Annotated in this window: 21 protein-coding genes; 8 read left to right on the top strand and 13 right to left on the bottom strand. The window is 66.2% G+C overall.

The genetic code is table 11. The features are described from left to right. Entirely contained in the window at nucleotides 1-1,158 is a 1,158-nt protein-coding gene (locus tag HF680_RS06020) for an acyltransferase family protein (RefSeq protein WP_185224423.1), read from the bottom strand. A 63-nt stretch (nucleotides 1,159-1,221) separates the two neighbouring features. Further along, nucleotides 1,222-1,806: a GTP cyclohydrolase I FolE gene (gene folE / locus HF680_RS06025; RefSeq protein WP_039246287.1), complete on the bottom strand. Its 585-nt coding sequence runs from the start codon at nucleotides 1,804-1,806 to the stop codon at nucleotides 1,222-1,224. Between the two features lie 298 nt (nucleotides 1,807-2,104). Here folE and fliQ point away from each other — a divergent pair, with 298 nt between their 5' ends. Genes fliQ through cckA form a run of 4 tightly spaced genes read left to right on the top strand, consistent with a single transcriptional unit; the run spans nucleotide 2,105 to nucleotide 6,313 of the window. Further along, nucleotides 2,105-2,368: a flagellar biosynthesis protein FliQ gene (fliQ, locus tag HF680_RS06030; protein ID WP_017505641.1), complete on the top strand. Its 264-nt coding sequence runs from the start codon at nucleotides 2,105-2,107 to the stop codon at nucleotides 2,366-2,368. Next, nucleotides 2,368-3,141, top strand: a complete 774-nt coding sequence (gene fliR / locus HF680_RS06035) for a flagellar biosynthetic protein FliR (protein ID WP_039246288.1) — start codon at nucleotides 2,368-2,370, stop codon at nucleotides 3,139-3,141. Before fliQ ends, fliR begins: the two co-directional genes overlap by 1 nt. Next, nucleotides 3,134-4,210, top strand: a complete 1,077-nt coding sequence (flhB, locus tag HF680_RS06040) for a flagellar biosynthesis protein FlhB (RefSeq protein WP_185224424.1) — start codon at nucleotides 3,134-3,136, stop codon at nucleotides 4,208-4,210. Before fliR ends, flhB begins: the two co-directional genes overlap by 8 nt. A gap of 51 nt (nucleotides 4,211-4,261) precedes the next feature. Beyond that, on the top strand, nucleotides 4,262-6,313 hold the full coding sequence (gene cckA / locus HF680_RS06045) for a cell cycle histidine kinase CckA (protein WP_137720227.1): 2,052 nt from the start codon (nucleotides 4,262-4,264) through the stop codon (nucleotides 6,311-6,313). Between the two features lie 21 nt (nucleotides 6,314-6,334). On the opposite strand, the gene HF680_RS06050 is transcribed toward cckA, so the two are convergent. From HF680_RS06050 to chpT, 3 genes are all read right to left on the bottom strand, one after another. Continuing rightward, the gene (locus tag HF680_RS06050) at nucleotides 6,335-7,150 is read right to left on the bottom strand and encodes a CheR family methyltransferase (protein WP_185224425.1); all 816 of its coding nucleotides are present in this window, start codon (nucleotides 7,148-7,150) and stop codon (nucleotides 6,335-6,337) included. After that, entirely contained in the window at nucleotides 7,147-7,524 is a 378-nt protein-coding gene (locus HF680_RS06055; RefSeq protein ID WP_017505646.1) for a response regulator, read from the bottom strand. Before HF680_RS06055 ends, HF680_RS06050 begins: the two co-directional genes overlap by 4 nt. 92 nt (nucleotides 7,525-7,616) lie before the next feature. Further along, nucleotides 7,617-8,288, bottom strand: a complete 672-nt coding sequence (chpT, locus tag HF680_RS06060) for a histidine phosphotransferase ChpT (RefSeq protein ID WP_185224426.1) — start codon at nucleotides 8,286-8,288, stop codon at nucleotides 7,617-7,619. A 96-nt stretch (nucleotides 8,289-8,384) separates the two neighbouring features. Between chpT and cysQ the strand changes: the two genes are divergently transcribed. Next, nucleotides 8,385-9,212, top strand: coding sequence for a 3'(2'),5'-bisphosphate nucleotidase CysQ (gene cysQ, locus HF680_RS06065; protein ID WP_185224427.1), 828 nt, complete (start codon nucleotides 8,385-8,387; stop codon nucleotides 9,210-9,212). Between the two features lie 3 nt (nucleotides 9,213-9,215). Here the strand turns inward: cysQ and HF680_RS06070 are convergent, their stop codons facing one another. Further along, nucleotides 9,216-10,430: a hypothetical protein gene (locus HF680_RS06070; RefSeq protein WP_185224428.1), complete on the bottom strand. Its 1,215-nt coding sequence runs from the start codon at nucleotides 10,428-10,430 to the stop codon at nucleotides 9,216-9,218. Nucleotides 10,431-10,536: 106 nt separating this feature from the next. Then, complete coding sequence (locus HF680_RS06075) at nucleotides 10,537-10,881, bottom strand: hypothetical protein (protein ID WP_235968873.1); 345 nt, start codon at nucleotides 10,879-10,881, stop codon at nucleotides 10,537-10,539. 187 nt (nucleotides 10,882-11,068) lie between these two features. Here HF680_RS06075 and HF680_RS06080 point away from each other — a divergent pair, with 187 nt between their 5' ends. Beyond that, nucleotides 11,069-12,175: a Fic family protein gene (locus HF680_RS06080; protein ID WP_205196073.1), complete on the top strand. Its 1,107-nt coding sequence runs from the start codon at nucleotides 11,069-11,071 to the stop codon at nucleotides 12,173-12,175. Here HF680_RS06080 and HF680_RS06085 read toward each other — a convergent pair whose 3' ends face one another. Further along, complete coding sequence (locus tag HF680_RS06085; RefSeq protein ID WP_185224431.1) at nucleotides 12,176-13,819, bottom strand: peptide chain release factor 3; 1,644 nt, start codon at nucleotides 13,817-13,819, stop codon at nucleotides 12,176-12,178. 31 nt (nucleotides 13,820-13,850) lie between these two features. Next, nucleotides 13,851-15,461 (bottom strand): hypothetical protein, encoded by a 1,611-nt coding sequence (locus HF680_RS06090; protein WP_205196074.1) that lies wholly within the window; start codon nucleotides 15,459-15,461, stop codon nucleotides 13,851-13,853. Between the two features lie 200 nt (nucleotides 15,462-15,661). Here HF680_RS06090 and HF680_RS06095 point away from each other — a divergent pair, with 200 nt between their 5' ends. Then, nucleotides 15,662-15,808, top strand: coding sequence for a hypothetical protein (locus tag HF680_RS06095; protein ID WP_167334160.1), 147 nt, complete (start codon nucleotides 15,662-15,664; stop codon nucleotides 15,806-15,808). A gap of 18 nt (nucleotides 15,809-15,826) precedes the next feature. Here the strand turns inward: HF680_RS06095 and HF680_RS06100 are convergent, their stop codons facing one another. After that, a complete protein-coding gene (locus HF680_RS06100) occupies nucleotides 15,827-16,201 on the bottom strand; it encodes a hypothetical protein (RefSeq protein WP_045811590.1) in 375 nt (124 codons plus the stop codon). A gap of 228 nt (nucleotides 16,202-16,429) precedes the next feature. On the opposite strand from HF680_RS06100, the gene HF680_RS06105 reads away from it, so the two are divergent. Beyond that, complete coding sequence (locus HF680_RS06105; RefSeq protein ID WP_185224432.1) at nucleotides 16,430-18,574, top strand: malate synthase G; 2,145 nt, start codon at nucleotides 16,430-16,432, stop codon at nucleotides 18,572-18,574. Here the strand turns inward: HF680_RS06105 and HF680_RS06110 are convergent. From HF680_RS06110 to cysD, 3 genes are read right to left on the bottom strand one after another with little or no spacing between them, the layout of a single operon-like run. Next, nucleotides 18,562-19,611 (bottom strand): mechanosensitive ion channel family protein, encoded by a 1,050-nt coding sequence (locus HF680_RS06110; protein ID WP_185224433.1) that lies wholly within the window; start codon nucleotides 19,609-19,611, stop codon nucleotides 18,562-18,564. The genes HF680_RS06105 and HF680_RS06110 overlap by 13 nt on opposite strands. A gap of 40 nt (nucleotides 19,612-19,651) precedes the next feature. Then, complete coding sequence (cysN, locus tag HF680_RS06115) at nucleotides 19,652-21,565, bottom strand: sulfate adenylyltransferase subunit CysN (RefSeq protein WP_185224434.1); 1,914 nt, start codon at nucleotides 21,563-21,565, stop codon at nucleotides 19,652-19,654. Further along, nucleotides 21,565-22,506, bottom strand: coding sequence for a sulfate adenylyltransferase subunit CysD (gene cysD, locus HF680_RS06120; RefSeq protein WP_185224435.1), 942 nt, complete (start codon nucleotides 22,504-22,506; stop codon nucleotides 21,565-21,567). The genes cysN and cysD overlap by 1 nt, the downstream gene beginning before the upstream one ends. Between the last annotated feature and the right edge of the window lie 139 nt (nucleotides 22,507-22,645).

Here is a 22,645-nt window from a genome sequence, read left to right on the forward strand (position 1 = left end):
TCAGCCGTCGATGGAGATGACCGGGCCGAGCTTGGGCTGGGCCTTGCCGCGACGGGCGCTGCGACGCTTCAGCCAGGCGCGGATGCGGGTCTGGATTGGATTGTCGATCGCGAAGTGAAAGGCGAAGGCGAAGGCGACCGCCGCCATGACGCCCAGGCCCCACAGGCCCCATTGAACAAAGAGGGGCAAGCCGACGCGGGCTTCCACCGCATTGACCACGCCGAACCAGACGATGCGGACCACCTCGTTGGAGATGAACATGGAGAAGGAGACCATGGCGGCGGTCTCCACCCACTTCGAGGGCTTGGTCACAGGCACGGCGCCGGCGGCCAGGATGATGACCGAGATCAGGGTCAGGGCGACGAGGGCGTGCTTGTCGTGAAGCTGAAGCGCGAAGAAGCCGACGGCGGCCAGCACCCCGGCACAGCCGGCCAGACGCGGCGCGATCCAGACCTTCTGGGCGAACCAGGCCAGGCACATGCCCAGGAAGAACAGCGGGAGGGCGCGGATGATGCCGTAGCGCATCGGCATCTGATAAACGGGATAGCCGAGGAACGACCAGCACAGCTGGTTGGCGACCAAATAGACGCCGACACCGACGGCCAGGGCCGACCACGGACCCAGACGCATCAGGCCGCGAATGATCCAGGGGAAGGCCAGATAGCAGCCGATCAGGGCCGAGATCGACCAGGTCGGGGCGTTCCAGCCCAAGCCGCCGTGCACGCCATAGGATTGCAGCAGCAGCAGCTGGGCCGGCAGCTGATCCCACTCGAACCATTCGGGATTGCGGGGCGGCGAGCCCGCAGCGGTGGCCAGAAGCACGAAGCCGACCAGCGACAGACCCATGATCAGGTGGGCGGGCACGACGCGCAGGAACCGCTTCAGGAAGAAGTCGCCGGGCGACATCCGACCCTTGTCCACCGCCGCGCCGTAGACACGCATCAGCACATAGCCGCTGTCGATCAGGAAGAAGTTGGTCAGCAGGAAGCCGCCGCGTTCGAAGATCGGATTGATCAGATGGGCGAGCGGCTCGGGACCGGCGGCCTGGAAGTGATGCAGGATGATCAGGAAGGCCACGATGAAACGCAGCGCGTCCAGCCAGCCGCCGCGGGCGATCTGAACTGTCTCATTGCGGGTCGAAATCAGGGACCAGGGCATCGTCAGCGCCTCCTTTGATCCCTTCACCGCAAGCGTCGGGCCAGTTCGCCTGTCAGGCGAACATCACGACAGCACCAGACGCATGAACTCCTCGCGCGTGCGGGGGTCGTCGCGGACGACGCCGATCAGGTGGCTGGTCGACAGGCTGGCGCCGGGCGCATTGACGCCGCGCAGGGTCATGCAGCTGTGCTCGGCCTCGATGACCACGCCGACGCCGTGGGGGCGAAGGACGGTCTGGATGGCCTCGGCGATCTCGGAGGTCATCTTCTCCTGGATCTGAAGGCGGCGGGCGAAGCCGCGCACGACGCGAGCCAGTTTGGAGATGCCGACGACGCGGTCTGTCGGCAGATAGGCGACGTGCGCCTTGCCCACGACCGGCAGCATATGGTGCTCGCAGAAGCTGACGAAGCGGATGTCCTTCAGCACGACCAGCTGGTCGTAGCCGCCGGTCTCCTCGAAGGTCTTCTCCAGATAGGAGAGGGGATCCACCTCATAGCCCTGGAAAAGCTCGCGGTAGCTCTTGGCGACGCGGGCGGGGGTTTCCAGCAGACCTTCGCGGTCCGGGTTGTCGCCGGCCCATTCGATCAGGGTGCGGACGGCGGCTTCGGCGTCGGCCTGGGAGACTTTGGAGGCGGGGGCGTCGGTCATGGCGGCCTAGATAGCGGAGCGCTTGAGGGAAGGGGAGAGGGCGAGCCGTCCCATTACGAGGCGGACGCGCGTTCAGACGGCGAAGTCGAAAAAAGAGAGTCTAATTCGTCTAATTCGTCTGAAATCGAATGGCTGGCGCTCCCCAAGGCGAAGGCGGGGAAGTCGGCATGGAAGCGGCGCCGTTCAAGGCCGCTGACGAGATTTTTCCGTGGTCAAGTCTGGACGAAGACGCGTCTGGTTAGCGGCCTGTTAACCATCCTGTCGGCATTTTCTGCCCAGTAGTTGCTGGAGTGGGCCGATGAACGGCGCGGAAGTTCTGGACGTCGGGCGCGACGCCATCTGGCTGACGATCCAACTGTGCCTGCCGGTGCTGCTGGTCGGCCTGGTTGTGGGCGTGGTGATCGGCCTGTTCCAGGCCCTGACGCAGATTCAGGAACAGACCCTGATCTATGCGCCCAAGATCATCGCCATCTTCGTTTCACTGATCCTGTTCCTGCCGCTGATGGGCGCCCTGTTGGGCGGCTTCATGCGCCAGATCGCGGCCCGCATCGCGGGGATGTAGTGGACGCTTATGCGACCGCCGATCAGGTCTGGGCCGGGGGGCTGATCTTCGCCCGGATCGGGGCGATCCTGATGCTGATCCCCGGCTTCGGCGAGGCCTATGTGCCGCCGCGCGTGCGACTGTCGCTGGCCCTGGTCATCAGTCTGGCGCTGTGGCCGGTGGTGCGCGCATCGCTGCCGGGGCTGCCGGACAGCATGGGTTTGATGGTCGGGTGGATCATCCGCGAGGTGGTCGTCGGCCTGATGATCGGCCTGCTTCTACGCATGTTCATGAGCGCCCTGGCGACGGCGGGCGAGATCGTGTCGTTGCAGACGACGCTGAGCTTCGCCCAGACCGCCAATCCGATGCAGGCCCAGCCGGGTTCAACCATCGCCGCCTTTCTGGCCCTGTTGGGGGTGACGCTGCTGTTCGCCACCGACACCCATCACCTGTTCATCGCCGGCATGGTGGGCTCGTATCGGCTGATCTCGCCGGCCCAGCCGCTGATGATGGCCGACTTCACCCAGATGGCGGTGCGGACCCTGGGCGACAGCTTCCTGCTGGGCGTGCAGTTGTCGGCGCCGGTGCTGGTCTTCGCCTTGATCTTCAACCTGGCATCCGGCCTGGTGGCGCGGGTCATGCCGTCGTTCCAGGTCTATTTCGCCGCCGCGCCCTTGAGCGTGATCCTGGGCCTGTCGATCTTCGCCCTGAGCCTGGGTGCGCTGGGCACCCTCTTCATCGACCGCTACCGCCGTCTGGCGGAGTATTTCGTGCTGGGAGGCCCTGGTGGCTGAAGGCGCGGATCCCGAGTCGAAAACCGAAGAGGCGACCCCGCGAAAGCTTGAGGACGCCCGAAAGAAGGGCGATGCGGCCAAGTCGCCCGACGTCGCCCAGGTGCTGTCGTTGGCGGGCGCCGCGGCGGTGATCCTGATGGGGGGAGGCTGGTTCGCCTCGTCCATCGCCGAACAGATGCTGCCCTTTATCGCCGCCCCGCACGAGATGCTGGGCGTGCTGAACTCGGGCGCGGGCAACCAGATCATGGTGCGCGCCGTCTGGGCCGTGGCGCCCTTCCTGGGCGCCGTCATGCTGGCGACCATCCTGGGCGGGGTCGGGGGCAATGTCGCCCAGTCCGGCCTGATCTTCACCGCCGAAAAGCTGAAGCCCAAATGGTCGGCGGTCAGTCCGATGCAGGGGTTCAAACGCATCTTCGGCCCCGACGGCCTGGCGCAGTTCGTCAAGACCTTCCTGAAGCTGATCGCCGTCTGCGCGGTGTGCTGGATGGTGTTGAAGCCGCACCTGCGCGAGTTCGAGAACATGGCCTCGATCAGCCCGCTGGCGATCCTGCCGCTGGCGCGCGACATGGCCATGTCGCTGTTCGTGGCCTCGATCATCCTGCTGGGCGCCACGGCCGGGGCCGACTTCATCTGGCAGAAGATGCGCTTCGCCAAACGGATGCGCATGACCAAGGAAGAGCTGAAGGAAGACTTCAAACAGTCCGAAGGCGATCCGCACATCAAGGCCAAGCTGAAGCAGATCCGCATGCAACGCAGCCGCCAGCGGATGATGGCCAATGTGCCCAAGGCCACCGTCATCGTGACCAACCCGACCCACTATTCGGTCGCCCTGCGCTATGAGCCGGATCAGGGCGACGGGGCGCCGATCTGCGTGGCCAAGGGCGTCGACGCCCTGGCCCTGCGCATCCGCGAAGTGGCGACCGAGCACGGCGTGCCGATCGTCGAGAACGTGCCGCTGGCGCGCGCCCTGTACGCGACCGTCGAGGTGGACGAGGTCATTCCGCGCGAACATTTCGACGCCGCCGCCAAGATCATCGGCTTCGTCTTCCAGTCCCGCAAGCGCCGGTAAGGCGGCGTCAGGATTTGGGCGTATGATCGCAACACTGATTCGCGAGGCTGTATGACGTCCACCCGCCGCCCTTCGTTCGACCTGTTGTCCGGCGTGATGGCGTTCGGGGTCGTCGTGGCGATCGCGGCCCTGGCCTATCCGGCGTTTCGGGACAATCCGATTTCGGCGCCGGGACTGGTGCTGATCCTGACCGTCGGCGCCATCGCCCTGATCGGTCTTTTCGGCTTCCGCCGGGCGGCGGACGCCAAGCCGAGCAGCGACGCGGCCATCGAGGTGTTGGACGCCATGGCCGAACCGGCGGCGCTGGTGTGGGATTCAGGACAGATCCTGGCCTTCAACGCGGCCTGGTCCGAAGCCAATGGCGCGACCGGCGCCCTGCCGCGCGGCAAGTCGGCCCAGGCCCTCTACATGGCCTTCGCCCAGGCGCGCAAAGGCGAGCCGGGCCGCGCCATCGTCATGATCGGACAGCGCGAGGTCGAGGTCGTGATCGGCCAGGCGGGCGAGGGCCGGTTCCTGATGCGCGCGGCGCCGGACGCCGTCCTGCCCATCGCCGCCGCGCCCGTTCACACGCCCGCCGCCGCGGCGACCGGCGAGGCGCGGGCCATGGCCGCCGGGGCGCCGTTCGGCTCGGCCGTGATCGGCGGCGACGACCTGTTTTCCGGCCGCGCGGAAGAGGCCAATCCGGCGCTGGCGGTCCTGACCGGACCGGGGGCGGCGCGCGATGCGGCCTTTGGGCATCTGTTCGATCCGGGCGGCATCGCCGAGGCGCGGCTGAAGCTGGCGGGCGGATCGTCGGGGCCGATCGAACTGGTCGCGCGGGCCTATCCCGACAAGATGCTGCATCTGTATGTGGCGCCCGAGGGCGACAAGCGGCGCATCTGGCTGTTCGACGTCTCGGGCCAGAAGTCGATGGAGCTTCAGCTCAACCAGGCCCAGAAGATGCAGGCCGTGGGCCAACTGGCCGGGGGCGTGGCGCACGACTTCAACAATCTGCTGACGGCGATCCAGCTTCAGCTGTCGGGTCTGCTGGAACGGCACCCGGTGGGCGATCCCTCCTACGAAGGCCTGAACGAGATCCGTCAGACGGCCATTCGCGCAGCCGATCTGGTGCGCAAACTGCTGGCCTTCTCGCGCAAGTCGACGGTGCGGCGCGAGCGGTTGGACCTTGGCGAGCTGGTGGGCGAGTTCGCCATCCTGCTGCGGCGGCTGCTGCGCGAGGACGTGCGGCTGGAGACCGACTACGGACGCGACCTGCCGGTCGTGCTGGCCGACAAGTCTCAGCTGGAGACGGCGGTGATGAACCTGGCCGTCAACGCTCGCGACGCCATGCGCGGCGTGGTCGAGCCGGGCGCCGGCGTCGTCACCATCGCCACCCGGCGCCTGACGGGCGACGAGGCGCGGGCCCTGGGCTGGGTCGATGCGCCGACGGACGAGGTGGCCCTGATCGAGGTTTCGGACACCGGACCCGGCGTGCCGCCCGAACTGGCGGACAAGATCTTCGAACCCTTCTTCACCACCAAGGCGGTGAACGAGGGGACCGGCATGGGGCTGGCCACCGTCTATGGCATCGTGCAGCAGGCGGGCGGCCATATCACCGTCAGCAATATTGAGGGCCCAGACTCTAAGATAATGGGCGCGGCTTTCCGCATCTTCCTGCCGGCGGCGGGCGAGGCGGAACTGGCCGAGGTTCAGCCGGTCGAGGTCAAGGCCAAGGCGCCGCGCGACCTGTCGGGCGCCGGCCGTATCCTGTTCGTCGAGGACGAGGACGCCGTGCGCGGCATCGCCGCCCGGCTGCTGCGCCAGCGCGGCTATGAAGTCATCGAGGCCGCCGACGGCGAGGAAGCCCTGCTGCTGGCCGAGGAACACGCCGGCCAGATCGACATGATGATCTCGGACGTCATCATGCCGGGACTGGACGGGCCGTCCTTGCTGAAGAAGGCGCGCAAATATCTGGGCGACGCGCCGGTCATGTTCATCTCGGGCTATGCCGAGAGCGACTTCTCGGACCTGTTGCAGGATGAGACGGGCGTGTCCTTCCTACCCAAGCCGCTGGACATCAAGACCCTGGCGGAACGGGTGAAGCAGGAGTTGCACGCGGGCTGATCGCCCGCATGAAGGGCGGGGTCAGGCGGCGCGGCGAAGCGCGGACGGCGCCTTTACATATAGGCCCCGGCGGCCGTTTACGGCGCGGAAGGCGACCGTCTCGCCTTCAAGACTTTCGTCCACGCCCAGAAGCAGGCAGCCGTCATCGACCAGGCGGCGCTCCAGTCCGTCGAGCAGACGCGCCCGGCGCGACGGGTCCATATCGGTTATGACATTGCGGCAGAAGATGACGTCAAAACGGGCGTCATCGGTCGGTTCGTCCAGCAGGTTGGCGCGACCGAAACGCACGGCGTCGGCCAGTTCGGCCTTGATGATCCACTGGTCTTCCCGCGGTTCGAACCAGCGCAGCATGGTCCTGGCCGTGAGCCCGCGCTGGATCTCGAAGCCGGTATAGAGGCCCGAGCGCGCCTTCTCGATCGCGCGCTGCGACAGGTCGGTGGCGACCAGATCGACGTCGACGCCGATCTCCCTGGCCGCCATGGCGATGGACCAGGCCTCCTGGCCGGTCGAACAGCCGGCCGACCATATCTTGATCCGTCCGTCGGGCCGCGCCCTGGACAGGGCCGGCAGCAGTTCGGTTTCAAGGATGCGGAAAGGGGTGCGGTCGCGGCGGAACCAGGTCTCGGCGTTCAGCAGGGCCTCGATCACCGACCAGGCCAGCGAGGCGACCGGATTGGCCCACAGGTTCGCCAGCAGGGCCTCGACATTGGCGTAGCCCTCGCGCCGCGCGATCGGACCCAGCCGGTGTTCAGCCAGATGGATGCGATCTCGCGACAGCCGATAGCCAGCGCGGGTGGCGAGAAGGGACTGCAGCTTGTCGAAGTCCTCAGGCGTCATGCGGCGATCGCTCCGACCTCCGTCAGCTTGGACTGCAGGATTTCGCCGTCGAACGGCTTCATCACATAGTCGTCGGCGCCGGCGGCCAGGGCTTCGGCGATCCGCTCGGGGCGGGTCTCGATCGTGCAGAACAGGACCTTGGGTTGCTTGCCGCCCGGCATAGCGCGCAGACGACGCAGGAAGGTGATGCCGTCCATCACAGGCATGTTCCAGTCCACCAGCAGGACGTCGGGCATGGCGCCGGTGCAATAGGCCAGGGCCTCGGAGCCGTCCGCCGCCTCATCGACCTCATAGCCCAGGCCCTCGACGATGCGACGCGCAACCTTGCGGATGATGCGGCTGTCGTCGACGATCAGGCAGGTTCGGAAGTCCAAAGGTCGATCCCTCAATGACACGACGGCTTTCGCCCGTGGCGCATGGACTGTTTTTATCTCAAACGCCAGTTAATGAGTCGTTTGGAAACGCCTCAGACAGGCATTCGCGCGACCAGCGCGACCTTTCCGTCTTCAACCTTGACGCGTAGAGCGCCGCCGGCCTCGTTCACGGTCAGCCACAGCCAGTAGGGCTGGATCCACTGGCCGGCCAGACCCTCGACCAGGCGTTCGCCGGCCAGACCCGTGACGGCCTCGGGCTTCAGCCGGGCGCGGGCGCCCTCGGCGAAGCCTTCCAGATAGAGCAGGCCGTTTTCCACCCGCGACTGAATGGTGGCGACGCCACCCATCGGCAGGGCCCCGACGGTCAGATAGGCGAGGTTTGTCAGGGCGCGGGCCTGGGGCTTGGTGAACTCGGCGTCGGCGATGCGCCAGTCCAGCGAGGCGCGGCCCCCTTGCACCATGCCGGACACCAAACCTTCGATCTCGCGGGCGGTGAACGTCTCGCTGGTCGTGGCGGCGCCGAAGGCGACGCGGGCGAAGTGAACCAGGGCGACCATCTTCCTGGCGCTCTGCTCGATCAGGGCCAGGGCGTCGTCGCGCATGTCCTGAGCGGTCGGATCCTGCATCAGGTCCAGGCCCGAGACGATGGCGCCCGACGGACTGATGAAGTCATGGCACAGCTTGGCCGCGATGTAGGTCGCCAGCTCCGTCCCATCGACCGGGAGGTCCAGCGGAGCGGCATCTGTGTCGTGGGGGGAGGTCATGATGTCTGGCGCGCTCAGGTCACAGTTCGTGTCGCGCGCGAAGTTGGAGTGATTTGCCGGTTCATGGAACCGCCCGGATGGTCTATCGACCCGCCAATGACGACCTCTTCCACACCTGCTCTTGAGCGCGATCTGACGTCCGGCGCGCTGTCCCTGGCCATCGCCGAGATCGCAGAGGAGGCCGCGCGGCTGATCCTGCCCTATTGGCGCGCAGGCACGGCGGTCGAGACCAAGTCCGACGACAGCCCGGTGACGCAAGCGGACCGGGCGGCCGAGGCTCTGATCCTGGAACGGTTGGCGGCCCTGTATCCCGGCGTGCAGACGGTGGCGGAAGAAGCCGTGTCGGCCGACGGCGCGCCCGAGGCGGCCGAGGACTGGTTCTGGCTGATCGATCCATTGGACGGCACGCGCGGTTTCGTGCGCGGCGGCGAGGCCTTCACCGTCAATATCGCCCTGATCCATGACGGCTATCCGGTCGCGGGCGTGGTGACGGCGCCGGCGACGGCGACGACCTGGCGCACCGACAAGCCCGAGGGCGGCGCCTTCCGGCGTCAGTTCGGCGCCCTTCAGGCCGGCGAGGCGCATTCGGGCGAGGACTGGCGTCCGATCCGGGTACGTGATCGGCCGCAGGAAGGCATGGCCCTGCTGAGCCACAGCGTCACCGACGAAGAAGCGACGCGTCTGGCCGCTCGGCACGGCTGCTCGCGCTGGCAGGGGACGGATTCGTCGCTGAAGTTCTGCCTGATCGCCGAGGGGCGGTTCGACGCCTATCCGCGCACCGGTCCGACCTCGGAATGGGACACCGCAGCGGGACAGGCGGTGCTGGAAGCCGCCGGCGGACGGGTTCTGGCCGATGACGGGCAGCGGATGGCCTATGGCAAGACGCGGTTCCTGAACGGCGCCTTCGTCGCCATGGGCGGCTGAGGTCTAGGACCTCAACAACGCCTCGGCGCGGTCGGCGAGGGCGTCGACGCCCATTTCCCGGGCCGTCATCGCCGCCTCGCCCAGGATCAGCCCCAGATCGGTCGGGACGACGCCGCCCAGCCGATGCCTCGCCAACATGATCTCGGCCATGCCGATCTGATCGGCGGCCCAGTCCAGCGGCGTCGCCGTCGCCATGCGCGCGCGAAGACGGGTTTCCAGCGTCATCAGGGCGGTCAGGTTCTTAACCGCCTCGGCCAAGGCCACCTCACGCGTGATGCGCCGCTCTCGGGCCAGGGCGCCGATAATCAGCTCGCCGCCCTGCGTCAGGGCTTCCGCCTGGGTCAGCAGCATCAGCGGCTGGGCGTCGTCGCCGACGCGCAGCACCTGGATCGCGGCCCAGTCCAAGGGGCTGTGATCCGGCGTGAACTGATCAGCGGCGGCGTCGAACATGATCCGCCCCTGACTGCGGGCCTCGTCATGCCCCGCAATGGCGGCCAGGGCCGACAGGCCGGCGCCGCACAGGGCCAGGGCGCGGGCGCGGGTCAGGGGGCGATGGTCGGGGGAGGCGGCCTCGACCAGGGCGCCCAGGTCGCGGCCGGCCTGATCCAGTAGATGCACGTCGCGCTGGACCACGCCCATTTCCAGCGAAAGGCCCGCGCGATCCATGCGCAGATCCATGTCCTCGGCGTCGTCCCTGCGCACCGCCTCATCGATCAAGACAGCCGCCTGATGAAGGCGGGCGATGTCGCCGCTCAGCCTGGCCGTGCGGACCGTCAGCCGGGAGTGAAGCGCGGCCATGCCGACGGCGATGCGTCGGCTGCGCGGCTGTCCGACCGCCGCAAGGATCGTCGCCGCGCGGTCCAGACGGACGGGATCGCCGCACAGATCAAAGCGCAGCATCAGCACCGCCGCCTTGGCCATGGCGGCCCGCGCGATCTGATCCTCGCCCACGGCTGAACGCACCAGGCTGTCGGCGCAGCGTTCGGCCCGGTCCAGACTGTCGGCGGCGCCGGTGCGCCGGGCGTGTTCGCGCCACAGGGCGCAGGCGCGGTTCTCGGTCTCGAAGGGACGCGCGCAGGAGACGCGTCCGGCGTCCGTGGCCTCGCGTCGCGCCTCGGCGCGCAGCAGATCCGCGCCGATCAGTTCGACCCAGCCCAGGTCTTCGCTCTCTCGCGCCTGGGCGAAGAGTTTTCGAAGATCACGGCCGAATTCAAACATCCTGGACCTCGGTTATCCCGCTTCGGGACGCAGGCTGCGTCACCTGCGGCGTCCAATGCAAACGCAGCGCCGGGAATGCGGTTCGGCTTGGCCTTAAGCCAGCGCCCTAGTCGAGTTTCGGCGTCTTCTGCTGGCAGCGTTGCAGATTGGCGCGGGCCTCGGGCGCCTCGGCGTTAAGCTGGCGCACCGCGATGATGCGCGCGCGGGTCTGATCGGCCTCAGCGGCCGGCGCCGCCTTGCCCGCCGCCGTCGCGGCCTGCATGGCCGCCAGGGACCAATAGAGCGCGGCGTCATACAGCTGCCGCCCCTGGGCGCTCTCGCCGCCTTCAAGCTCAGACGCGGCCTGGGTCAGGCCCGCACAGCGCACCGCCTCGTCGTACGAAACCAGCCCCACGGAAGGGGCGGCCTGCAGCATAAGGACGGTGCTGGCGAGGGCGAGAAGCGTCGACATTGAAGGCCTTGTCATTTGAACTGCCGCTTATCCTGTGGCGAAGCAATGTGTTTTTCAAACGAACAATATGGCGCAATATCGGACGTCATATTATACGACCCCGATAATATGGAGTACGTGGGGGGGTTTTATGGTGGGAGTAGATAATAAGGATTATCGCCATCGCGCGGGTCGGTATGTAAAGCAGATGAACGGCTACAAGGCCTTCATCCCAGAGCCGTTGCCCCCGTCCGATCTGGATTTGACCGGTCGCATAACTGCAGTTCTCAGCCAAGCGGACCTCGCGTTGGGACGGCTGGACGGCGCAGTCGAGACCTTGCCGCACCCCGAACTCTTCACCGCCATGTATGTGCGCCGAGAAGCCGTTCTTTCCAGCCAGATCGAGGGCACACAAGCGTCCCTGGACGACCTTGTCGCGGCAGAAGCGCGTATGCGTGGCGATCGGCCGATGGGAGACGTCAATGAGGTTATCAACTACACGGCGGCCCTAAAGTTCGGCGTCGCGCGTCTAGCCGCTTTGCCGATTTCTAGTCGCTTGCTCAGGGAAATCCACGAAATCCTGATGCACGGTGTGCGTGGCGGTCATGCCACGCCGGGCGCGTTTCGCACGACGCAGAACTGGATCGGCACGACAGGCGCGACCCTTTCGAGCGCCGTCTTCGTTCCGCCGCCACCTGATCTGGTGCCTGAACAGATCGGCGCGCTGGAGAAGTTCCTGCATCAACCCACCGACCTTGCACTTCTGATTCAAGTCGGTCTCGCCCATGCCCAGTTCGAAACCATCCACCCCTTCGTCGATGGCAACGGTCGGCTGGGCCGTCTGCTGATCACCTTCCTGCTTTGCGAACGACAGGTGCTCAGTAAGCCGGTCCTTTATGTTTCTTTGGTTCTGAAGAGACGACGAGATGAGTATTATCAGCGTCTCCAAGCCGTTCGAGATCGAGGTGAGTGGGAGGCTTGGCTAGTGTTCTTTCTGGAATGCGTTTCGGAGGCGGCGCTTGATGCGGCGCGATTGGCGAAAAGCATCCTCAGTCTTCGCGAAACGCATCGTGATGCTGTGGTCAACGAACTTGGAGCGCGTGCGGGTAAGGCGATCCGACTTTTGGAGCGGCTCTATCGCGATCCCTATGTCGAAGTGAACGATGCCGCTGCGATGCTCGGTGTCAGCTATGCCAACGCCAACACCATCGTATGGGACTTGGAAAGAATGGGCATACTGCGCGAGGCCACGGGACAGCAGAGGAACCGGATATTCGTCTATGAAGACTATATCGCCCTGTTCCGCGACCTGTGATCAGCCCCGTTCCTTCGTCTTGGTGAAGGCGATCTTGGGGAAGCGTTCGCCGACATAGCCGGTTTCCCAGCTCGACTTGGCCAGGAAGACCGGGGCCTGGTCGATGTCGCGCGCCATCTGGGGACGGTATTTGCCGCTGAAGTCCTCGACGTCCGCGTCGGAGCCCTCCGAGCCCGGAGCGATCCAGCGCGCCTCGGCGTAGGGGCTGGGTTCGAAGACGACATCCAGGCCGTACTCCTCGCCCAGACGGTCGGCCATGACCTCGAACTGAAGCTGACCCACGGCGCCGACGATGAAGTCCGAGCCGATTTCGGGACGGAACAGCTGGGTCACGCCTTCCTCGGCCAGACCTTCCAGCGCCTTCTTCAGGTGTTTGGCCTTCAGCGGATCCTTCACGCGAACCCGTTGCAGGATTTCCGGCGCGAAGTTCGGCAGGCCCGCGAAACGGACCACGCCGCTCTCCGACAGACTGTCGCCGACACGCAGCACGCCGTGGTTCGGAATGCCGATCACGTCGCCGGCGAAAGCGTCGTCGGCCAGTTCGCGGTCCGAGGCGAAGAACATGATCGGCGCATTGACCGACAGGGACTTGCCTGTGTTCTGCACCTTCAGCTTCATGCCACGCTTGAAGGCGCCCGAGGCCATGCGGAACATGGCGATCCGGTCGCGGTGGTTGGGATCCATGTTCGCCTGGACCTTGAAGACGAAGCCGGTGACTTCGTTCGATCCCGGTTCGACCTCGGTCTCGACGGGGGCGGGGGCGTTGCGGGTCTCGGGCGGCGATTCCTTCTTCGCCTTCATCACCTTGGGCGCCGGGGCCCAGTCGCCGATGGCCTTCAGCAGTTCGTCGATGCCGAAGTGGCGAAGCGCCGAGCCCCACAGCACCGGCGTCATGTGACCTTCTAGGAAGGCCTGACGGTCAAAGGCCGGATAGCCGCCCTCGACCAGTTCGACGGCCTCGGCGAGGTTCTCCTGCTCGCCCGCCTCGAAATACTGCGCCGCCTGGTCCAGCGGCAGGGCGGCGGGGTGTTCGGGATCCTCGGCCGAACCGGCGGCCTTGCGGGTATAGGGCTGGAACCGGCCGGTGCCGACCTCGACCATGCCGCGCAGGCGATTGCCGCTCTCGGCCGGCCACCAGATTGGGGCGGGGTCCAGCTGAAGGCGCGACGCGATGTCGTCCAGCAGGGCCATCGGGTCCTGGGCCTCGCGGTCCAGCTTGTTGATGAAGGTGATGATCGGGATGTCGCGCAGCCGGCAGACCTCGAACAGCTTCAGCGTCTGCGGCTCGATGCCCTTGGCGGCGTCCAGCACCATGATGGCGCAGTCGGCGGCGGTCAGGGTCCGATAGGTGTCTTCCGAGAAATCCTCGTGCCCAGGCGTATCGAGCAGGTTGAACATCTTGCCGTCGTGCTCGAACGTCATGACCGAGGCCGAGACCGAGATGCCCCGCTCCTTCTCGATCTTCATCCAGTCCGAACGGGTGCGCCGGTTCTCGCCCCGCGCCCGCACGGCGCCGGCCGCACGAATGGCGCCGCCGGCCAACAGGATGTGCTCGGTCAGGGTCGTCTTGCCCGCATCCGGGTGGGCGATGATGGCGAAGGTGCGACGGCGCGCCGCTTCTTCAGGCAGGGTCAAGGAGGACATGGCGCGCGACTAACCCGCCGCGCGCCGAAAGTCACTCACTGGCGGGAGATGGGGCGGATTCCGGCGGTGTTTGCGGAGGGGTTTCCGGCTCCGACTCCGGTTCGCTGATCTGTGGCGTTTCGGCGTCTTGCGTAATTTCCGGCAAGGCCTGGCCCTTTTCGATGGCGGCGATCATGCCGCTTGCGAAGATGGAAGCGGCGCCGCCGTGGGGATTGTTCGCCACCGGTTTCAGCACCGCGATCGCCTCTTCCGGCTTGCCGGTTTTCACCAGGGCGTCCGCATAGGGGAAACGCACCGCCGCCAGTTGAGGGGCGCGATCCAGCGCCAAGCCTAGGGTCAGCAGATCGTTTTCGTTGGGATAGCCGGGCTGGGTCCGGCGAAGTTCGGACAGCAGCATCAGGGTGCGGTAGTCGTTCTGACCGGCTGCATAGGCGCGAGAGAGATAGCTGCGCGCCTGGACCCGCAACGCCTGAGCCTGGTCGTCGTCTTCGGCCTCGCGCGCTTGTTTGAGCCGCTCCTGCGCCAGGAACTGCAACGCTTCGACATGGTCCGGATTGATGTCCAGCAGGCGTTGAAGCGCACGTTCGCCGGCGGGGCGATCGCCGAAATGGAGACCGGCATGGCCGGCGGCGAGCAAGGCCAAAGGATCGTCGCCATGCTGGGCAGCCAGCCTGGCGACCTCTTGGCCCAAGGCCTGGCGATCTTCGTCGGGGACGCCGATCTTGAGCCGTTGATTGATGAGCAGAAGATCGTCGGCGGCGGGCGACAGTCGCGTGACGACGATGTCGGCCGTTGGAAACTGGCCGCTGAGCGTCCTGCCCATCAGGCGACCACGGGTGTAGCGTCGAAGCGCGACCTGAAGGTCACGCAACGACATTCCGGTTGCGGCCTCCATTGCAGGCACAGAATCCTCGCCGCCCGAAACGCGCTTCAGATAGTCTTCCAACTGCTCCAGGCGCGCAGGATCGCTGATGAACCAGTGGGTCAGCAGCCAGGCGATCGGATAGTAGGTCGCTTTTTGACTCTCGGATCGAACTTCACCCGGACGCTTGGTCAGCAGGACATCGAGCGGGATCCAGGTTTCGGCCATGATCCAGTAGGCGCGGTTCTGGTTGAACTGGCCGAGTTGAACTTTCCGATCTCGGACGTCGATGTCCGCGGTCATATAGTATTCGGCAAAGCCTTCGACGAACCACGCCGGGTAGGACCCAGGGAAGTTGCCCAGCATGTAATGGTGGGCGTATTCATGCATCAGGATGTCGTCGCCTGACATCCCGCCGTCGCCGTCGCCCCTGATGGCGACCGCAAAGATATCCTCTTCTGTCGGGAAGTAGGTGCCCATCGTGTTTTCACCGCTCTGCGGGTGCACACGCGTCAGACCTCGGCGACCGCCGACGAGATAGATCGGCATCTTGCGCTGCGGCTCATCCGACATCGAGCCGCCGTGTCGGACCTGCATGACACGATCGAAAATCTCGAGTTTCTGAACGTAATCGCGCAGGGCGCGCTCGCCGCCGTCGCTATAGACGATGAAGCGTTCGCTTTCAGCCCGCAGCCAGTCCGCCCGCGCCGGCAGGGCCGTTGCGGCCAAAACGAAAGACCCCAGCGCCGCAATGGCGCTGGTTACAACACTCAAACGCATACAATCAGTCCCGAACATCTCTTGGGCGCAAGGGTGCAACTTCCACGCGCCGCCGTCCAGCGGATAGGTCTAAAGCAAATAACCCCTCGCCATGAAGGGCTATCGGAGTCATGCTCGGTTCTGGAGGAGACGATCAGGCCGTCAGAGTCCGACGCTCCCCTCCCGGATCGATCCGGGATCATAGGGAAAGGACAAGGACGATGGCTGTCATCCATCCGCAAGACCGTATCGCCCATGCGCCGCGTGAGCGGGCGCCGCTGCATCCGGCGGTGGGGCTGGTCGTCGGCTTCGGCTTCATCGTAGCCGTGGCGACGCTGGTCCATGTGGTGTTCAACGCCGTCCTCTGACGGCGTTTCAGGTCGCGATCAGGCGGCCAGGCGGTTCCAGACGGCGCGGTCGGCAGAGACGGCGTCGAGGCGACGGCCCTTGGCCTGAAGCTGGCGCATCACCTGTTCGGGCAGGGTGCAGAAGCGCGGCTCGACCAGGTCCGGATTGCAGGCGGCGGCCGGCGCCGCGAACAGGGCGGCGTTCACGTCGGGGCTGCGCTCGGCGATCAGCCAGGCCAAGCGACGGGCGCGTTCGGGATCGTTGCGGTGAAGCAGTGGGTCCTCGGCGAACAGTTCGCAGCCCAGTTCCAGCAGATAGTCCAGACCCAGCTTCTCGAACCGGCGCGCGTCGGCGGGCGTGACCGGGCAGGCCTCGTCCAGGTCGAACACGACGTCGTTCAGAAGAAACAGCATGGGCGAGACGCTCGACTGACCGGACGCCAGTTCGTCCGTAAGCTCACAATAGGCGCCGTCGCTTGCGGTCCCGTTCACGGACGCGGTTAAGCGTTTGTGACCAGCCGGCTGTCGCCCTGGACAAAAAGCGACGGCGATGACGCGACGTGACCCTTGCGCCGGTGTCCGGCCTCGGCTTACCTGATCACGCATTGTTACAGGCCGGCGTCGCGCCGGAGAGAGGCCGTCATGACGACCCATGAAGATCGCGCCGGGCTGAAGGTCGCGGGCGAATTGATCGCCCTGATCGAGCAGGACGTGCTGCCGGGGCTGGGGCTTGATGCGACGGCCTTCTGGAGCGGAGCGGCGGCGATCTTCGAGCGGTTCGCGCCCGAGAACCGGGCGCTGCTGGAACGACGCGACGCCTTGCAGGCGCAGATCGACGACTGGCATCGGGCGCGGCGGGGCCAGCCCTATGATGTGGCGGCGTCGCAGGCGTTTATGAAAGAGATCGGCTATCTGGTCGAGGAGCCGGCGCCGTTCACGATCGGGACTGAAGGCGTGGACGCCGAGATCGCGCGCATGGCCGGGCCGCAGCTGGTCGTGCCGGTGCTGAACGCCCGCTTTCTGCTGAACGCCGCCAATGCGCGGTGGGGCAGCCTTTATGACGCGCTTTACGGCACGGATGCTTTGGGCGACTTGCCGGCCGGCGGCGGCTATGACGCGGCGCGCGGCGCGCGGGTTGTGGCGCGGGCCAAGGCCTTTCTGGACGAGGCGGCGCCGCTGGCGGAGGGATCGCATACGGATGTCGCCGGCTGGTCGGTGATCGACGGCGCGTTGTCGCCTGCGCTGAAGGATGCGGGACAGTTCGTCGGCTTTACGGGCGAGGCCAGCGCGCCCGCCTCGATCCTGCTGGTCAACAACGGTCTGCACATTGAACTGGTGATCGACCGCAGCCATTCGGTGGGGCGCACCGATGCGGCGGGGCTGGCGGACGTGGTGCTCGAATCGGCCCTGTCGACCATCGTCGATTTGGAGGATTCCGTGGCGGCCGTCGATGCGGCCGACAAGGCCGAGGCCTATCGCAACTGGCTGGGTCTGATGCGCGGCGACCTGTCGGCGACGTTCAAGAAGGGCGGCGAGACCCTGACCCGCGCTCTAGAGCCGGATCGCCAGTGGACCACGCCGGACGGGTCCTCGGTGATCCTGAAGGGGCGCAGCCTGCTGTTCGTGCGCAATGTCGGGCATCTGATGACGACCCCGGCCATTCGTCTGGCGGACGGGTCGGAGGCGCCCGAGGGGATCATGGACGCGATCGTGACCAGCCTGATCGCACTGTATGACATCAAGGGGCTAGGCGGGTTCGGCAACAGCGCGACCGGCTCGGTCTATATCGTGAAACCCAAGATGCACGGGCCGGACGAAGCCGCCTTCACGGACCGTCTGTTCGATGCAGTCGAGGACCTGCTGGCCCTGCCGCGCCATGCGATCAAGGTCGGGGTGATGGACGAAGAACGGCGGACGTCAGCCAATCTGGCGGCCTGCATTCAGGCGGTGAAGGACCGGATCGTCTTCATCAACACCGGCTTCCTGGACCGCACAGGCGACGAGATTCACACGGCCATGCAGGCCGGGCCGGTGGTGCGAAAGGCCGACATCAAGTCCAGCGCCTGGATCGCGGCCTATGAGGCGAGAAACGTCGCCATCGGCCTGAAATGCGGCCTGTCGGGCAAGGCCCAGATCGGCAAGGGGATGTGGGCGGCGCCGGACCGGATGGCGGACATGCTGGAGCAGAAGATCGGCCATCCGAAGACCGGCGCGAACACCGCCTGGACCCCCTCGCCGACGGCGGCGACCCTGCACGCGCTGCACTATCATGCGGTCGATGTGTTCGCGGTCCAGAAGGAGGTGGCCGGGCGCGAGACGCCGGGGCTGGAGGCCTTGCTGACCCCGCCGCTGGCGAACGGCGCCAACTGGTCCGAGGAGGAGGTGGCGGCCGAGCTGGACAACAACGCCCAGGGCATACTTGGCTATGTCGTGCGCTGGATCGATCAGGGGGTGGGGTGTTCCAAGGTGCCGGACATCCACGACATCGGCCTGATGGAGGACCGGGCGACGCTGCGGATCAGTTCGCAGCATATCGCCAACTGGCTGCTGCACGGGGTCTGTACGGCCGATCAGGTCGAGGCGGCCTTCCAGCGCATGGCGGCCAAGGTCGATGGTCAGAATGCGGGCGATCCGCTGTATCGGCCGATGGCGGCGGACCCGGAGAACAGTCTGGCCTATCAGGCGGCGCGGGCGCTGGTGTTCGAAGGCGTCGATCAGCCGAACGGCTATACCGAGCCGTTGCTGCATGCCTGGCGGTTGAAGGCCAAGGCGGCTCAGTCCGTCTGACGGGCCCTGGGCGGAGCGAGCGGTTCCGGCATCTCCGCTTCATCGTTGGCCATGACGTCGTCGGCGGCGTCGTTGGCGGTTCGGGCGGGACTTTGCGGCCCGGTCGGTCGCGGCGGTGAGCCGGCGCCGTAGCCGAGGCGCTTCAAAGCCTCCTCGCCGTCCAAGCCGAAGGCGGTGCGCAGGCGAAGATCGGTCTGGGGCACCGGCACCTCGACGCCTGCTGCGTCCAGGGCGTCGGCGATCAGCCAAGTGTAGGCCGCGTGCATGGCCGCCGGGCGTTTGACGGCGTCGCGCGTCGGCCAGACCACCAGTTCGAACGACAGACCCCGATCGCCGAAGGCCACCAGCCAGACCTGGCTCTTGCGGGCCTCCGTCTCGGGCAGGGTGAAGGGGCTGGCGCGGGCGGCGGCCAGAACCGCGTCGCGCACCTGTCCCCGGTCCGAACCATAGGCGACGGTGAAGGGGACATGGATGCGGCGGGTGTCGCCCTTCATCGTCCAGTTGGTGACGGGCTGTTCGATGAAGCGCGAGTTGGCCACCAGGACATTGACGTTGTCGTTGGTGCGGACGCGGGTGGCGCGCGGGCCGATCTCCATGATGGCGCCGCGAATGCCGATGTCCTCGATCTCGATATAGTCGCCGACCGACACCATCCGGTCGAAGATCAGGAACAGGCCTGAAACGAACTCCTTGACCACCCCCTGAAGCCCCAGGCCGACACCGATGCCCAGCGCGCCGGCGAAGACCGTCAGAGACGACAGGTTCAGCCCCGCCGCCGACAGGGCTGACATGACCCCCACGACGATGATGCCGTAGCCGGCCAGACGCTCCAGCAGATAGATCGCCTGACGGCTGCGGTCCGAGCGTTCGCGCACCCGGCGCAGCGACCGCGTCACCAGCCAATGGGCCGCGAAGGCGATCAGCAGGATCACGCCCGCGCTGACCAGACCGCCCAGCGTCAGATTGATCCCGGCGATGCGGGCGATCTGCGACTGCTCGATGGTGTCGAGGCCCAGCTTCTGGATCGGATTGGTCATCAGTTCCTAGAGCGTCCGACGAACGGTCAAGGTTCCGAACCTAGATGGCGAAGTCCTCGGTCGAGAAGCGCCCATCCAGCCAGGCGACGATACGCTCGGCGGCGTCCTCGGGCGACATGGTGGTGGTGTCCACGACGATCTCGGGCGTCTCGGGGGCTTCGTAGGGGCTGTCGATGCCGGTGAAGTTCTTGAGTTCTCCCGCGCGGGCCTTCTTGTACAGGCCCTTGACGTCGCGTGCTTCGGCCACCGCCAAGGGCGTATCGACATGGACCTCGACAAACTCGCCCTCGCCCAGCAGGTCACGGGCCAGGCGGCGTTCGGCGCGGAAGGGCGAGATGAAGCTGACCAAGACGATCAGGCCCGCGTCCACCATCAGTTTCGACACCTCGGCGACGCGGCGGATGTTTTCAACCCGGTCCTCCTCGGTGAAGCCCAGGTCGCGGTTCAGGCCGTGGCGGACGTTGTCGCCGTCCAGCAGATAGGTGTGGCGACCGTCGGCGTGCAGCCGCTTTTCCACCAGATCGGCGATGGTCGATTTGCCGGCGCCTGACAGGCCGGTCAGCCAAATGACGCGGCCCATCTGGTTCTTGATGGCTGCCCGAGCGTCCTTGTCGACCGACAGAGCCTGCCAATGGATGTTGTGGGCGCGACGCAGGGCGAAGTGCAGCAAACCCGCCCCGACCGTGCGGTTTGAGATCCGGTCGATCAGGATGAAGCCGCCCAGGTCCTTATTCTCGGCATAGGAAGCGAAGGCGACGGGGGCGTCCAGCGACAGTTTGCAGACGCCGATTTCATTCAGTTCCAGCCGCTTGGCCGGTTGTTGCTCCAGAGTATTGACGTTCACCTTGTGCTTGGGCTCGGTGATGGTGGCGCCCACCAGCTTTGCGCCGATCTTGAGCAGGTAAGGGCGACCCGGCAGCAGGGGCTCGTCGTCCATCCAGACCACGGTGGCCTCGAACTGGTCGGCTGCCTCGGGCGGCGCGTCGGCGGAGGCCAGCACGTCGCCGCGCGAGACGTCGATCTCGTCGTCCAAGGTCAGGGTGATCGACTGACCAGCGACGGCCAAGCTCAAGTCGCCGTCGGCGGTGACGATGCGGGCGACGGTCGAAGTCTTGCCGGACGGCAGGACGCGTACCGGATCGCCGGGGCGCACGGTCCCGGCGGCGATCTGGCCGGAGAAGCCGCGGAAGTCGAGATTGGGCCGGTTGACCCACTGCACCGGCAGGTGGAACGGATCGGCCTGAAGAGCGTCGCCGACCTCCAACGTTTCCAAGAGGTGCATCAGCGGCGGGCCGGCGTACCAGGGCGAGTGGGCGCTGGGTTCGGTGATGTTGTCGCCGCGCAGGGCCGACATCGGGATGGCGTCGAAGGCCTGAAGCCCGATCTGGTCGGCGAAGGCGGAGAAGTCGGCGACGATGGCGTCGAAGACGGACTGGGACCAGCCCATCAGGTCCATCTTGTTCACCGCCAGGATGACGTGGCGGATCCCCAGCAGGCTGACGAGATAGGCGTGGCGGCGGGTCTGGGTCAGCACCCCGCGCCGGGCGTCGATCAGGATGACGGCGGCGTCGGCGGTCGAGGCGCCGGTGACCATGTTGCGGGTGTACTGTTCGTGGCCCGGCGTATCGGCGACGATGAACTTCCGCTTCTCGGTCGAGAAGAAGCGATAGGCGACGTCGATGGTGATGCCTTGTTCCCGCTCGGCGGCCAGGCCGTCGACCAGAAGAGCGAAGTCGATGTCGCCACCCTGGGTGCCGACGCGGCGACTGTCCGCTTCCAGCGCCGCCATCTGATCCTCGAAGATCATCTTGGAATCGTAGAGCAGCCGCCCGATCAGGGTGGACTTGCCGTCGTCCACGCTGCCGCAGGTGATGACGCGCAGCAGGCTCTTGTGCTGGTGGGCGTCCAGATAGGCGTCGATGTCGCGCGCGATCAGATCCGATTGGTGGGCCATCAGAAATAGCCCTCCTGCTTCTTCTTCTCCATCGAGGCGGACTGGTCGTGGTCGATCATCCGGCCTTGCCGCTCCGAGGTGGTGGTCAGAAGCATTTCCTGAATGACCTCGGGCAGGGTCGCGGCCGTGCTCTCGACCGACCCGGTCAAAGGGTAGCAGCCCAGGGTGCGGAAACGGACGGACTTCATCTGCGGCGTCTCGCCGGGGCGCAGCCGGAACCGGTCATCATCGACCATGATCAGGGCACCGTCGCGCTCCACCACCGGCCGTTCGGCGGCCAGATAGAGCGGCACGATGGGGATCCGTTCCAGGTGGATGTATTGCCAGACGTCCAACTCGGTCCAGTTTGAGATCGGGAAGACGCGGATGCTCTCACCGGGCTTTTTGCGCGTGTTGTAGAGCCGCCAGAGTTCGGGGCGCTGGTTCTTGGGGTCCCAGCGGTGTTCGGCGGTGCGGAAGGAGAAGATGCGTTCCTTGGCGCGCGACTTCTCCTCGTCGCGGCGGGCGCCGCCGAAGGCCGCGTCGAAACCGTAATGGTTCAGGGCCTGTTTCAGACCTTCGGTCTTCCACAAGTCCGTGTGCAGGGCCGAGCCGTGATCGAACGGGTTGATGCCGCGTGCGAGGGCGTCGGGGTTCTGGTGGACCAGCAGTTCGACGCCCAGATCGGCGGCCGCCTGTTCCCGCATGGCGTACATGGCGCGGAACTTCCACGTCGTGTCGACGTGCAGCAGCGGAAAGGGCGGCCTGGACGGATAGAAGGCCTTCTTCGCCAGATGCAGCATGACGGCTGAATCCTTGCCGATCGAATAGAGCATGACCGGGCGCTCGGCCTCGGCCGCCACCTCGCGCAGGATGTGGATGCTCTCGGCCTCCAGGCGCTGAAGGTGCGTCAGGCGCGGCGCGGACAGGGTTGGGTTCGCAGTCAGAATGGCAGTATCCACCGAGGGTCTCCGTCGAGCGGAGGTGACAACGCCAATGTGCGACGTAAGACAAGCGATTGATACTGCCACGTCCTGTGAGATTTCCGACCTGACGGGCAAGAGGTCCAAGAACAGCGTTGTGACGTAGAGGAACCAGGGT

It is taken from the genome of Brevundimonas huaxiensis, from assembly GCF_014218725.1.
In the GTDB taxonomy this organism is placed as follows: domain Bacteria; phylum Pseudomonadota; class Alphaproteobacteria; order Caulobacterales; family Caulobacteraceae; genus Brevundimonas; species Brevundimonas huaxiensis.